The sequence below is a fragment of the Arthrobacter sp. NEB 688 genome, from assembly GCF_013201035.1.
GTDB lineage: Bacteria > Actinomycetota > Actinomycetes > Actinomycetales > Dermatophilaceae > Phycicoccus.
Window position 1 is genome coordinate 3,049,495 of record NZ_CP053707.1, and the last position, 12,829, is coordinate 3,062,323.

At 74.7% G+C, this 12,829-nt stretch carries 14 protein-coding genes; 1 reads left to right on the forward strand and 13 read right to left on the reverse strand.

Annotated elements, in window-relative coordinates; translation table 11 throughout:
- Window positions 1-164: 164 nt before the first annotated feature.
- A complete protein-coding gene (locus HL663_RS14330) occupies window positions 165-1,379 on the reverse strand; it encodes an MFS transporter (RefSeq protein ID WP_173029000.1) in 1,215 nt (404 codons plus the stop codon).
- 141 nt (window positions 1,380-1,520) lie between these two features.
- Here HL663_RS14330 and HL663_RS14335 point away from each other — a divergent pair, with 141 nt between their 5' ends.
- Window positions 1,521-3,086: a catalase gene (locus HL663_RS14335; protein ID WP_173029001.1), complete on the forward strand. Its 1,566-nt coding sequence runs from the start codon at window positions 1,521-1,523 to the stop codon at window positions 3,084-3,086.
- 4 nt (window positions 3,087-3,090) lie between these two features.
- Here the strand turns inward: HL663_RS14335 and HL663_RS14340 are convergent, their stop codons facing one another.
- The 12 genes from HL663_RS14340 to HL663_RS14395 all read right to left on the reverse strand — a co-directional run bounded on the left by HL663_RS14340 (window position 3,091) and on the right by HL663_RS14395 (window position 12,778).
- Complete coding sequence (locus tag HL663_RS14340; RefSeq protein WP_173029002.1) at window positions 3,091-4,158, reverse strand: sensor histidine kinase; 1,068 nt, start codon at window positions 4,156-4,158, stop codon at window positions 3,091-3,093.
- A gap of 10 nt (window positions 4,159-4,168) precedes the next feature.
- Window positions 4,169-4,978, reverse strand: coding sequence for a TrmH family RNA methyltransferase (locus HL663_RS14345; RefSeq protein WP_173029003.1), 810 nt, complete (start codon window positions 4,976-4,978; stop codon window positions 4,169-4,171).
- 11 nt (window positions 4,979-4,989) lie between these two features.
- Window positions 4,990-5,373, reverse strand: a complete 384-nt coding sequence (rplT, locus tag HL663_RS14350) for a 50S ribosomal protein L20 (protein WP_173029004.1) — start codon at window positions 5,371-5,373, stop codon at window positions 4,990-4,992.
- A gap of 47 nt (window positions 5,374-5,420) precedes the next feature.
- On the reverse strand, window positions 5,421-5,615 hold the full coding sequence (rpmI, locus tag HL663_RS14355; RefSeq protein ID WP_173029005.1) for a 50S ribosomal protein L35: 195 nt from the start codon (window positions 5,613-5,615) through the stop codon (window positions 5,421-5,423).
- 60 nt (window positions 5,616-5,675) lie between these two features.
- Window positions 5,676-6,431, reverse strand: a complete 756-nt coding sequence (gene infC / locus HL663_RS14360; protein WP_286175651.1) for a translation initiation factor IF-3 — start codon at window positions 6,429-6,431, stop codon at window positions 5,676-5,678.
- Between the two features lie 260 nt (window positions 6,432-6,691).
- Entirely contained in the window at window positions 6,692-7,441 is a 750-nt protein-coding gene (locus HL663_RS14365; protein WP_286175652.1) for an SseB family protein, read from the reverse strand.
- A gap of 5 nt (window positions 7,442-7,446) precedes the next feature.
- Complete coding sequence (locus HL663_RS14370; protein WP_286175654.1) at window positions 7,447-8,688, reverse strand: MFS transporter; 1,242 nt, start codon at window positions 8,686-8,688, stop codon at window positions 7,447-7,449.
- Window positions 8,689-8,741: 53 nt separating this feature from the next.
- Complete coding sequence (gene priA, locus HL663_RS14375) at window positions 8,742-9,479, reverse strand: bifunctional 1-(5-phosphoribosyl)-5-((5-phosphoribosylamino)methylideneamino)imidazole-4-carboxamide isomerase/phosphoribosylanthranilate isomerase PriA (protein ID WP_173029007.1); 738 nt, start codon at window positions 9,477-9,479, stop codon at window positions 8,742-8,744.
- Window positions 9,480-9,740: 261 nt separating this feature from the next.
- Window positions 9,741-10,382, reverse strand: a complete 642-nt coding sequence (gene hisH / locus HL663_RS14380; protein WP_173029008.1) for an imidazole glycerol phosphate synthase subunit HisH — start codon at window positions 10,380-10,382, stop codon at window positions 9,741-9,743.
- Window positions 10,379-11,038: a hypothetical protein gene (locus HL663_RS14385; protein WP_173029009.1), complete on the reverse strand. Its 660-nt coding sequence runs from the start codon at window positions 11,036-11,038 to the stop codon at window positions 10,379-10,381. The genes hisH and HL663_RS14385 overlap by 4 nt, the downstream gene beginning before the upstream one ends.
- A 4-nt stretch (window positions 11,039-11,042) precedes the next feature.
- Window positions 11,043-11,657 (reverse strand): imidazoleglycerol-phosphate dehydratase HisB, encoded by a 615-nt coding sequence (hisB, locus tag HL663_RS14390; RefSeq protein ID WP_173029010.1) that lies wholly within the window; start codon window positions 11,655-11,657, stop codon window positions 11,043-11,045.
- Window positions 11,654-12,778 (reverse strand): histidinol-phosphate transaminase, encoded by a 1,125-nt coding sequence (locus HL663_RS14395; RefSeq protein ID WP_173029011.1) that lies wholly within the window; start codon window positions 12,776-12,778, stop codon window positions 11,654-11,656. Before HL663_RS14395 ends, hisB begins: the two co-directional genes overlap by 4 nt.
- Window positions 12,779-12,829 lie beyond the last annotated feature (51 nt).

A 12,829-nucleotide genomic window follows, 5' to 3' on the forward strand; every position in this document is an offset into this window, starting at 1 on the left:
GCGGCGCGCCGGTGGCTGGACGGGGTCGTGCCCCCGGGCGCGGGAGCCGGTCGCGAGGACCGGCTGCGGGGTACGGCGCTCAGGACGCGCGCGACACCGGGCCCGAGGGCCCGGTAAATCGCAGCGGAGCGTTGGTCACGAGCCCACCCTAGCCGCAGGGGCGCTCAGTGCGCCGAGCGCTCCGCCGCCGGCGAGGGCATCTCGACCGCGGCCGTCCGGCGGCCCGGCCACACCGAGACGAGCACGACGACGAGCAGCCCCACCGCCGCGACGACGACGAACCCGCTCGAGGGCCCGTAGTGGTCGGCCGCGTAGCCGGCCAGCGGCGCGCCGAGGGCGCCACCGCCGGTCAGGGCCGAGCCGTGCCAGCCCATCGCCTCGCCGCGCACCCGCACGGGGACGGCGCGGACGGCCTCGTCGACGGTCGCCGTGATCGTCGGGGCGCACAGCAGCCCGGCGACGAGGGCGAGGACGGCCAGCTGCAGGGGCGTCTGGGCCCAGGCCATCGGCGCCGTGACGACGACGAGGGTGAGCAGGAGCCAGCGCGACGGGACCTCGCGGGACAGGGCCCCGTAGACGAGGCCGCCGACGAGGGAGCCGAAACCCCAGAAGACGATGACGAGGCCGAGGGCCGCGGTCTCGCCGAAGCCCCGGACCGCGGCGACGAACCCGAGGTCGGACCCCGAGAGGACGACGGCGGTCGCGAGGACGGTGAGGACGACGGGCAGGAAGGGCCCGAGGAGCCAGGTGCGACGAGGCACCCCGGCGGCGTGGGTCTCGCGCTCGGACTCGCCGCGCAGGGGGGGGTCGACGAGCCACAGCACGGCGCCCGTGACGACCCCGAGCACCTGCACCACGAAGAGCACGCCCGTGCTCCCCCACTGCGTGGCGGCCCAGACCCCGGCGGCCGGCGCGACCATGAAGACGAGCTCGAGGACGGCGGAGTCGAGCGAGATGGCCGTGCGCCGGTCCTCCTCGGGCACCGCGGCCATGACGGCCTGGCGGACGATCGAGGTGACGGGCACGAGGAAGAGCCCGCCGATCGTCCCGAGGACGAGGAGGGTCCCGTACCCGACGAACGGCGCCGCCGTCCAGCAGGCTCCCGAGATGACGACGGACGGGCCGACGAGCGCGCGCAGGCCGCGACGGTCGAGCAGCCGGCCGCGCCAGGGGCTCCCGACGGCGATCGCGACGGTCACGAGGCCGCCGACCAGGCCGGCCTGCGTGTAGCTGCGGCCGAGGGTGGTGACGACGTGGATGGTGAGGAGCACCGGGGTCGCGAACAGGGCGAGGCGCGAGAACGCACCGAGCAGCAGGGTGCGCCGCAGCGACGGTCGGGAGAGGACGCGCCGGTACGGCGCAAGGGTCACCGTCGTCACCCGGACACTCTGTCACCGCGGAGGCCTCGTCGCCATCCGGGGAACATCCCGATCGACCGCGAGTTCACCTGTCCCTCACGGCCGTCCTGACGGCCCGCGGGGCGATGATGGAGACGGAGGACCCGACCTCGAGAGGAACCCATGACGAACGACCCGTACGAGAACCCCGACACCCTCGGCACGCCCACCGGCTCGACGATGTCCAACGGCGCGCCCACCGAGAGCGACGCCCACAGCCTCAGCCTCTCGCCCGACGGCCCGCTGATGCTGCACGACGTGCACCTGCTCGACACCCTCGCCCACTTCAACCGCGAGAACATCCCGGAGCGCAAGCCGCACGCCAAGGGCTCCGGGGCCTTCGGCACCTTCACCGTCACCCACGACATCACCCGCTTCACGAAGGCCGCGGTCTTCCGCCCCGGCACGACGAGCCGCACGCTCGCGCGGTTCTCGACCGTCGCCGGCGAGCTGGGCTCCCCCGACACCTGGCGCGACGTGCGCGGCTTCTCGGTGCGCTTCTACACGCAGGAGGGCAACTGGGACCTCGTGGGCAACAACACGCCGGTCTTCTTCCTGCGCGACCCGATGAAGTTCCCCCACTTCATCCGCAGCCAGAAGCGGCTCGCGGACTCCGGGCTGCGCGACGGCACGATGCAGTGGGACTTCTGGACCAACTCCCCCGAGTCGGCCCACCAGGTCACCTACCTCATGGGCGACCGCGGGCTGCCGCGCAGCTGGCGGCACATGAACGGCTACGGCTCGCACACCTACCTCCTGAGCAACGAGGCCGGTGAGAAGCACTGGGTGAAGTTCCACTTCCACACCCAGCAGGGCATCGAGAACCTCACGAACGAGGAGGCCGAGCGCATCTCGGGAGCCGACAGCGACTTCCACCGCCGTGACCTCTTCGAGGCGATCGAGAAGGGCGACGGCCCGCGCTGGACGATGTTCATCCAGGCGATGCCGTACGCGGAGGCCAAGGACTACCGCTACAACCCGTTCGACCTGACCAAGGTCTGGCCGCACTCGGACTACCCCCTCATCGAGGTGGGCACCTTCGAGCTGAACGAGAACCCGGTCAACCACTTCGCGCAGATCGAGCAGGCGGCGTTCGCGCCGAGCAACATCGTGCCGGGCATCGGCTTCTCGCCCGACAAGATGCTCCTCGCCCGGGTCTTCTCCTACGCGGACGCCCACCGCGCCCGTGTGGGCACCAACGCCCACCAGCTGCCGGTCAACCGGCCGCTGCCCGAGGTCGAGGAGAAGGCCAACCACCTCGTCTTCGACGGCGCCATGACCTACGAGGTCAAGGGCGGCCCGACGTACGTCCCCAACAGCATGGGCCGCGGGCACTCCGCGTTCCAGGGGACGGTCGCCGAGGGCTGGGAGGCCGACGGCGAGATGGTCCGGCAGGCGTACACGCTGCACGCCGAGGACGACGACTGGACCCAGGCCGGGATGCTCGTGCGCGACGTCTTCGACGACGCCCAGCGCGACCGCTTCGTCGAGACCGTCGCCGGGGCCCTCGGGGGTGTCCGCGAGGACGTGCTCGAGCGGGCCTTCGTCTACTGGACGAACGTCGACGCCGAGACCGGCAAGCGCATCGAGGAGAAGGTCCGTGCCGGTGGCGGCGACCCGATCCCCGGCGCGCCCGACGAGGACAAGGCCGTCGTCGAGCAGCCGCTGCACGAGAGCGCGGCCCGCTGAGCCGCTAGCCGACGTCGGGGAACGTGGCCCGGAGGCGTGCACCGCCTCCGGGCGCGTCCTCGACGACGACCTCGCCGCCGTGGGCCTCGACGAGCCCGCGCACGAGGTAGAGCCCCAGGCCCGTGCCGTGCTTGGCGCCGGCCTGCCAGAACCTCGAGAAGACGAGCTCGCGGTGCTGCGGCGCGATGCCGTCGCCGTCGTCGCTCACCGTGACGTCGACCGCCGCCGGGCCGTCCCAGCGGGAGCGCTCGGCGCACAGGCGCACCGTGCCCTTGCCGTGGCGCAGCGCGTTGTCGACGAGGTTGGTCATCACCTGCTCGAGGCGGTCGGGGTCGGCCCAGACGACGTCGAGCCCCTCCTGGACCTCGACCTCGAGCTGCCCGCGGTCCATCCCGGCGGCCACCCGGCGCTCGACCTGCCCGTCGAAGCGGCTGCGCAGGTCGAGCGGCTGCGCGTGGACGGTCAGCCGACCGGTGCCGATCCGCGAGGTGTCGAGCAGCTCGGTGATCAGGCGCGTCACGCGGTCGGCGTCGGCCTCGATGGTCTCGAGCATGAGGCGCTTCTGGTCGTCGGTGAAGCGGTCCCAGTTGCGCAGCAGCGTGCTGGAGAACCCCTTGACCCCGGTGAGCGGGGAGCGCAGCTCGTGGGCGACGGACGTGAGGAGCGCGGCCGACTCCTTCTCGGCGCGGCGGCGGCCCTCGGCGTCGCGCACGCCGATGACGACCGAGCGGACGGGGCCGCAGCGCCACTCGCGGACGTACTTCGCGGTGACGAGCAGCTCGCGGCCGCTGGGCAGGACGAGCAGCCGCTCGCGGTGCCCGGTGCGCGTGGCCAGCCCCACCCACGGCGAGGCGAGCTCCCACCAGGGCTCACCGCCGAGGTCCTGCAGCGGCAGCGCCTCGACGACGTCGCGGCCGATGACGTCGGCGGCGCGCAGACCGGTGATCCGCTCGGCCCGGCTGTTCATGAAGCGGACGACGCGGTCCGGGCCGATCGCGGCGATGAGGCCGTCGGGCAGGAACTCCAGACCGTTGGCGGCCAGGTCGTCGGGGACCATGAACCGCTCCGTCATGGGGCGCACGCTACCTCCCGAGGCCGGCGGAGGGCAGGACACCCGCCGAGGCGTAGAGACAGATCGTCGCAGCCATCGCGAGGTTGAGCGACTCGGCCCGCCCGTGGATGGGCACGTGGACGACCTCGTCGCAGGCCGCGCGGGTCTCCTCGGGCAGCCCCCACGCCTCGTTGCCCATGACCCAGCAGTGCGGCCCGCCGAGGTCGGCCTCGGGCAGCGCAGTGCTCCCGGCGCCGTCGGCCGCGAGCGTGCGGACGCCCCCGGCGCGCAGCGCGGCGAGGGTGGCCTCGACCTCGAGACCGGTGACGACCGGCAGGTGGAAGAGCGAGCCGGCGGTCGAGCGCACGACCTTCGGCGAGAGCACGTCGACCGAGGAGGCGCTGACGAGGACGGCGTCCGCGCCGGCGGCGTCCGCCCCGCGGATGACGGTGCCGGCGTTGCCCGGGTCGCGGACGTTGGTCAGCAGCACGAGCAGCCGGGGACCGGCCGCGAGCACCGTCTCGAGGGTCGTCGGGGCGTCGTCGACGACGGCGAGGACGCCCTGGGGCGCCTCGGACTCGGCCATCTCCGCGAGGACCTCGGGGCTCACCTCGTGCAGCCAGAGGTCCGCGGCGCGTGCCGGGGCGACGATGTCGTCGGCGTAGCGGGTGGCGGCCTCGGCGGTGAGGTAGACGTCGCGGACGCGGCCGGCGGCGTACCGCACGGCCTCCCGCACGCCCTGCGGCCCCTCGACGCAGAAGCGGCCGGTGCGCTGTCGCACCGACCGCTTCTGCAACGAGCGGACCGCCTTGACCCGGTCGGACCGGGGGTTGGTCAGCACTCGGGGGTCGCTCAGGCGGAGGCCTTGGCGGGCTCGCGAGCCGGCTGGTTGGCCTTCGCGATCTCGACGAGCGCGGTGAACGCGGCCTCGTCGTTGACCGCGAGCTCGGCGAGCATGCGACGGTCGACCTCGATCTCGGCGGCCTTGAGGCCCTGGATGAAGCGGTTGTACGTCATGCCGTTGGCGCGGGCCGCGGCGTTGATCCGCTGGATCCAGAGGCGACGGAAGTCACCCTTGCGGGCCCGGCGGTCGCGGTAGGCGTAGCCGAGGCTGTGCTGGACCTGCTCCTTGGCCTTGCGGTACAGGCGCGAGCGCTGCCCGCGGTAGCCGCTGGCCCGCTCGAGGACGACCCGGCGCTTCTTCTGGGCGTTGACCGCCCGCTTCACGCGTGCCACGTGAGTTCTCCTTGCTTGTCTTCGTCAGTAGGTGGGGGTGCGTCGGCTCACTTGCCGAGGAGCTTCTTGATCTTCGGGGCGTCGGCAGCCGAGACGAGGACGTCCTTGGAGAGGCGACGGGCCTTCTGCGGCGTCTTCTCGTGGAACTTGTGCACGTGGCCGGCCTGCTCGCGCATGACCTTGCCCGAGCCGGTGATCCGGAAGCGCTTCTTCGTGCCGCTGTGGGTCTTGTTCTTCGGCATGGTGCCGATCTCTCCTTGCGTCGGTGGTGCGTCGGGGATGGGGTGTGCTGGGGGCGGGGGTCAGCCCGCGGTGGTGGGCTCGTCGCCCGCCGGGGTCGCCTCGGCCTGCTCCTGCGTCGCGCTCGTCTCCTCGACGGTCGCGGCGCCCTCGGGCTCGGTGCCCTCGGTCACGACCGCCTCGTCGGTGGCGGGCTCGTCGACCGAGAGGGTCTCGTCGAGCGGCTCGTCGGCGGGGTGGACGGCCTTGGCGTCGTCGCGCTTCTTGCGCTGCTCGGCCATCGCCTGCGCCTTCTTCTTCGTCGGCGCGAGGACCATGACCATGTTGCGGCCGTCCTGCTTCGGCTGGGACTCGACGGTGCCGAGCTCCGCGACGTCCTGCGCGAGGCGCTGGAGGAGGCGGAAGCCGAGCTCCGGGCGCGACTGCTCGCGGCCGCGGAACATGATCGTCACCTTGACCTTGTCGCCGCCCCCGAGGAACCGGACGACGTGGCCCTTCTTGGTGCCGTAGTCGTGCGGGTCGATCTTCGGGCGGAGCTTGATCTCCTTGATGACCGTGTTGACCTGGTTCTTGCGCGCTTCACGGGCCTTCATGGCGGCTTCGTACTTGTACTTGCCGAAGTCCATGAGCTTGGCGACCGGGGGCTTGGCCATCGGCGCGACCTCGACGAGGTCGAGGTCCGCCTCCGCCGCGAGACGGAGCGCGTCCTCGACGCGGACGATGCCGACCTGCTCGCCGTTGGGGCCGACCAACCGCACCTCGGGTACCCGGATGCGGTCGTTGATGCGTGGCTCGCTGATGTGCTTCTCCTTCGTCACGTCGTGCGAATCGGTGCCCGCCGGGCACGAGAAAGGCTCCTCGCGCCGGGTGCGAGGAGCCTGTCGATTCCGACCGGCCCACCACGGGATGCCGCGGCACACCCTCTGCGGGCGCGCACGACGTCTCGTCGCGGACCGGGAACCCGGCGACCCTGGGGGTCGACGCGGGTGGAAGCGGGGCTTCTCTTGCACACCGCCCCGTGACGAGGCGGTCGGTCAGCAGTCAAGGCTACCAGCAGCCGCCCCGGGGCCGAAATCGGTCAGACGATGCGGAAGGCGAGCCCGTCGACGCGCGCCCGCAGCTCACCGTCGGTCGCGAGCCGCTCCCCCACCCGGGTCGCGACCGCGCGCACCTCGTCGGCCTCCAGGCCGGGCCGCAGGTGCAGGACGACCCCGAGGACGCCCGCGCCGTGCGGCGTCCCCTCCTCGACCTCGTGGCCGGTGACGGCGTCCTCCTGCGCGAGCGCGGCGGCGACCGAGCGGGCCACGAAGGGGTCGGTGTGCGCCGGCTCCCAGGCGCGCTCCTGGGCGAGCGCCCAGAGCATCGACGGGCGCAGGACCCGGGTACCGGGACCGGCGACGTCGACGACGAGCACGTCGCAGCCCTCAGAGACCGCGGCCTGCGCCGCCCGGGCCGGGGTGACGGGGACGGGGCGGGCGGCAGGGTCCCAGGCGGCGAGCGAGTCGGCGCCGGTGAAGACCGGCAGGGCGCGGGAGCCGTCGGGGGCGACGAGGGTCACCGCCGCCATGTCGACGCCGACCTCGACGGCGAGCGGGCCGCTCGCGTCGACCTCGGTCGGCTCGGCGACGACGGGCACGAGCAGCCGGCTGCCCTCGAGGGCGCGCATGAGGGCCGCGTCGTCCCCGGGGGCCGCGAGGAGCACCCGCAGGGCGGGGTCGGCCTCCCCCGTGTCGGCCTCGAAGCCCGAGGGGCTCAGCTCCCGACGCCGCCACGGGGTCCCCGCGGAGTCGGCGGGGCCGTCGGGGGCGGCGGGGTGGTCGTGCGGCACGCCCGTCACGGTACCGAGCGGCCGGAGGCGACCGGCTCGTGGGCCGGTGCGGGCATCGACCGGGAGGCGCGGGCGGCCCGGCGCCCGCGGGCGGCCCCCGAGGTGACGACGCTGCCGACGAGGGCGACGAGCACCCCCGCGGCCGCGACGACGACGAACCCCGCACCCCAGCCGGAGTGGTCGATGACGAACCCGGTGAGCGGCGCGCCGAGCGCGGCGCCGGCGGTCATCGAGGAGCCGTGCCAGCCCATCGCCTCGCCGCGGGCGGACGCCGGGACGGCCCGGCTCACCTGGTCGATGGTCGCGGTGATGGTCGGGGCGCAGAAGAGCCCGGCGACGAGAGCCAGCCCGCCGAGGGTCCACGCCCCACCGGCGAGCGCGAGCGGCGCGGTGGTGACGGCGAGACCGCCCAGCAGCCAGAACGCGCTGACCGAGCGGTGCATCCCGCCGTAGACGAGGCCGCCGACGAGGGACCCGAGCCCCCAGACCGCGAGGACCGGCCCGATGGCGCCCGGCTGGCCGAGGTCGCGCAGCGCGGCGACGACACCGAGGTCGGTGCCCGCGAGGACGAGCGTGGTCGCCGCGGCGCCGAGGCAGACGACGACGAAGCCCGGCCGCAGCCACGCCGAGCGCGGCGGCGGGGCCTGTGGCTGCTCGCCCGGGTCGACGTCCTCGCGCAGCACGGGGTTCGCGACCCAGAGCAGGACCCCGGCGAGGACCCCCGCCGCCTGGACGGCGAGCAGGACGAGGTCGGTGCGCCAGGTCGCGGCCGCCCAGACGGCGAGCGCCGGCCCGGTCATGAAGGAGAGCTCGACGGCCACGGCGTCGAGGGAGATGGCGGTGCGCCGGTCCTGCTCGGGGACGGCGGCGATGACGGCCTGCCGGATGATGCTGAAGGAGGGGATGACGAACAGGCCGGCGAGGGTCGCGAGCCCGAGCAGCCACCAGTAGCCGACGAACGGCGCGACCGACCAGCAGGCCGCGGTGACGACGACCGACGGCGCCACGACCCGGCGCAGGCCCTTGCGGTCGAGCAGCCGCCCGCGCCACGGCCCGGAGACGGCGATCGCGAGGGTCGCGGCCGCGGCGACGACGCCCGCCTGCCCGTAGGTGCGGCCGAGCGCGGAGACGACGTGGAGGGTGATGACGATCCCGCCGGCGAAGACCGGCATCCGCACGAGCACTCCGAGGAGCAGGGCGCGGCGGACCGCGGGCAGCGCGAGCACGCGGCGGTAGCGGGAGATCACGTCCCCGATGGTCGCACCCGGGACCGACGGCCGACGAACCGGCCGCTGTGCCCTCAGGGGCGGCCGGCGACCTCGAGCGCCTCGGGCAGCGTGAACGCGCCGCGGTAGAGCGCCGAGCCGACGATGGCGCCCTCGACGCCGTCGGCGACCAGGCCCCGGACGTCGGCGATGTCGTCCAGCGTCGAGATGCCGCCGGACGCGACGACCGGGCGGTCGGTGCGGGCGCAGACGTCGCGCAGCAGGCCGACGTTAGGGCCCTTCATCATCCCGTCCTTGGCGACGTCGGTGACGACGTAGCGGGCGCAGCCCTCGGCGTCGAGGCGGGCCAGGGTCTCCCAGAGGTCCCCGCCCTCGCTCGTCCAGCCCCGGGCGGCGAGCGTCGTGCCCCGCACGTCGAGGCCGATGGCCACCCGGTCACCGTGCTCGGCGATCGCGCGGGCCGTCCACTCCGGGTCCTCGAGCGCGGCGGTGCCGATGTTGACCCGCCGGCAGCCGGTGGCCAGGGCCCGGGTCAGGGACTCCTCGTCGCGGATGCCGCCGCTCATCTCGACGTGGATGTCGAGGCGGCCGACGATCTCGGCGAGGAGGTCGGCGTTGGAGCCGCGGCCGAAGGCGGCGTCGAGGTCGACCAGGTGGAGCCACTCGCTGCCCTGCTCCTGCCAGCGCAGCGCGGCCTCGACCGGGTCGCCGAACTCGCCGCCGGTGCCGGCGACGCCCTGGACGAGCTGGACGGCCCGCCCCTCGACGACGTCGACGGCGGGCAGGAGCTCGAGGCGGGGCTGGTCGCTCATGGGGACCAGTCTGCCGGGCGGCGCCGGCACGCCGTCGACCGGTCCGGCGGCGGGCCCCTCGCCCCCCGCCCACCCGCGGCCCCTCCCCCTCCCGGACCTCACGCGTATCGGGTCACCCGATACCGGTGCGCCTCACCCCGGAACGGTTCCGGGGTGAGGCGCGGGCGTATCGGGTGACCCGATACGCGCGTGACGCGTGGGACTCGGACCGGGTGGGAGGGGCCCGGTGGGACGGGGCAGGCGGTCCGGCGGCAGGCGGCGTCAGAGCGAGCGGACCCAGTTGGCGAGGAGGGTGAGCCCCGCCTCGCCGGACTTCTCCGGGTGGAACTGCGTCGCGGTGAGCGGCCCGTTCTCGACGGCGGCCACGAAGCGCTCGCCGTGGGTCGCCCAGGTGACCTTCGGCGCGACGGCCTCGAAGGCGCCGACCGGGGGCGGCATCTCCCAGTCGTGGACGGCGTAGGAGTGGACGAAGTAGAACCGCTCGGACTCCACGCCGGCGAACAGCTCGCTCCCGGCCGGGACCTCGACCTCGGACCACCCCATGTGCGGCACGACCGGGGCGTGCAGGCGCGTCACCGTGCCGGGCCACTCCCCCACGCCGGGCACCGGCGCCCCGCTCGGCTCGGCCGAGCCGTCGAAGAGCACCTGCATCCCGACGCACACCCCGAGGACCGGGCGCCCGCCGGCGACCCGACGGCCGATGATGAGCGGCCCGCGGGCGGCCGCGAGGCCGGCCATGCAGGCGTGGAAGTTGCCGACGCCGGGCACGAAGAGCCCGTCGGCGGCCAGCGCGGCCTCGGGGTCGCCGGTCAGCGTGACCGAGGCGCCCACGTGCTCCAGGGCGCGCACGGCGGAGCGGATGTTGCCGCTCCCGTAGTCGAGCACGACGACGTCGCGGCTCATCGGACCTCCCGCTCACGGCCGGGGACCGGCTCGCCCCAGGCGGCCTCCCACTCGGCCCGGTGCTGCGCCTCGTCGGCGACGAGGCGGTCGAAGGCGAGGACGCCGCGCGCCCCGGGCTCGATGTCGGCCGCGCCCGTGCAGTGGCCCCGCACGAGGAGCTCCTCGCCGGGCAGCCCGAGCAGGCCGAGCACGGTGACGAGGACGTCGAGCGGCTCGCCGTCGCCGGAGCGCAGCACCCCGGCGACGTCCGGCCCGCGGGAGCCGGCCCCGGCGGCGCCGAGCAGCGCGGACAGCCCGAGGCGCGGCAGGGACGGCGTCTCGACGACGCCGGTGCGCGGCTGCCAGACGAGCCAGTGCTGGGTGCGGCGGACCCCGCCGGGCTGGAGGGTGACGATCGCGCGCCCGTCGAGGGCGAACATCCCGATGGCCGGGCACGCCGCGCGGGGCACCGGCCGGGCGGCGAGCACCTCGAGGGCGACGTCGTACGGGGCGGCGCTGCGGGCGAGCTGCTCGGCGACGGTGACGCCGGTCCAGCGGCCGAGCGGGGCCACGGTCGCCGCGACGAGCCCGCGGCGCAGCCACCGGCCGACCGCGGCGGGTGGCCGGCGCACGAGGAGCAGCCCGTGCCCCGCGCTCGGGCGCGCGTCGGCGGCCACGGGGTTAGAGCGCACCCTTCGCGCTCGGGACGCCCTCGACCCGCGGGTCGCGGGCGACGGCGGCACGCAGGGCACGGGCGAGCGCCTTGAACTGGGCCTCGACGACGTGGTGCGGGTCGCGGCCGGCGAGGACGCGCACGTGCAGCGCGACCTGGGCGTGGAACGCGAAGGACTCCAGGACGTGGCGGGTCAGCGAGCCGACGTAGTGCCCGCCGATGACGACGTGCTCCTGGCCGGCCGGCTCGCCCTCGTGGACGCAGTAGGGCCGGCCCGCGACGTCGACGACGGCGAGGACGAGCGCCTCGTCGAGCGGGACGGTGGCGTCGCCGAAGCGCGAGATGCCGCGCTTGTCGCCGAGCGCCTCGCGCACGGCCTGCCCGAGGACGATCGCGACGTCCTCGACCGTGTGGTGCGCGTCGACGTGGGTGTCGCCGTCCGCGCGGACGGTGAGGTCGATCAGGGAGTGCTTCGCGAGCGAGAGGAGCATGTGGTCGTAGAAGGGGACGCCCGTGCTCACCTCGCCGCGGCCGGTGCCGTCGAGGTCGACGGTCACCTCGACGGTGCTCTCGGACGTGGCCCGGCGCACCGTGGCGGTGCGGTGGGTCTGGGCGGTGCTCACGGGGCTGCTCCAGCGTGGGTGGGGACGAGGGCGGTCAGGGCGTCGAGGAAGGCGGTGGTCTCCTCGGGCGTCCCGGCGGTGACACGAAGATAGTGCGGGATGCCGACGTCCCGGACGAGGACACCCCGCTCCAGCAGCGCCTGCCACGTCGCGTGGCTCTCGCGCAGGCCGCCGAAGAGGACGAAGTTGGCGTCGCTCGGCACCGGGTCGAGCCCGAGCGCGGTGAGCTCGGCGACGATCCGGTCGCGCTGGTCCTTGACCACGCCGACGGTCTCGAGCATGAGGTCGGCGTGCGCGAGCGCGGCCCGGGCGACCGCCTGCGTCGGCGAGGACAGGTGGTAGGGCATCCGGACCAGGCGCAGGGCGTCGACGAGCGAGGGGTCGGCGGCGAGGTAGCCCAGGCGGCCGCCGGCGAGGGCGAACGCCTTGCTCATCGTCCGGGTGACGACGAGCCGCGGGCGCCCCGCGAGGAGGGTGAGGGCCGACGGCGTGCCCGGCCGGGCGAACTCGGCGTAGGCCTCGTCGACGACGACGAGCCCGTCGGTGGCGTCGTGGACGGCCCGGACCGTCTCGAGGTCGAGGGCGGTGCCCGTCGGGTTGTTCGGGGAGCAGAGGAAGACGACGTCGGGGCGGTGCTCGCGCACCTGCGCGACGGCGGACGCGGCGTCGAGGTCGAAGGCCCCGGCGCCGGTGACGCCCCGCATCCCGTCGACCCACGTCGTGCCGGTGGTCGTCGTGATGATCGGGTGCATCGAGTACGCGGGCGTGAACCCGAGCGCGACCCGGCCCGGGCCGCCGAAGGCCTGGAGCAGGTGCAGCAGCACCTCGTTGGAGCCGTTGCCCGCCCAGACCTGCTCGGCGGTGACGGTGGTGCCGCTGCGACCGAGGTAGGCCGCGAGGTCGGTGCGCAGGGCGGTGAACTCGCGGTCCGGGTAGCGGTTGAGGCCGGCGGCGACCTCGGCGACCGCGCGGGTCATCGCCTCGACGACGACGGCCGGCACCGGGTAGGAGTTCTCGTTCGTGTTGAGGGCCACGGGCACCTCGAGCTGGGGCGCCCCGTAGGCGGTCCGGCCCCGCAGGTCCGGCCGCAGCATCGCCTCGATCGTCGCGCGGGGGTCCATGCCGCCGAGTCTAGGAGGGAGCCGGGAGGGGGCTGCGCGGCGGACCACCGT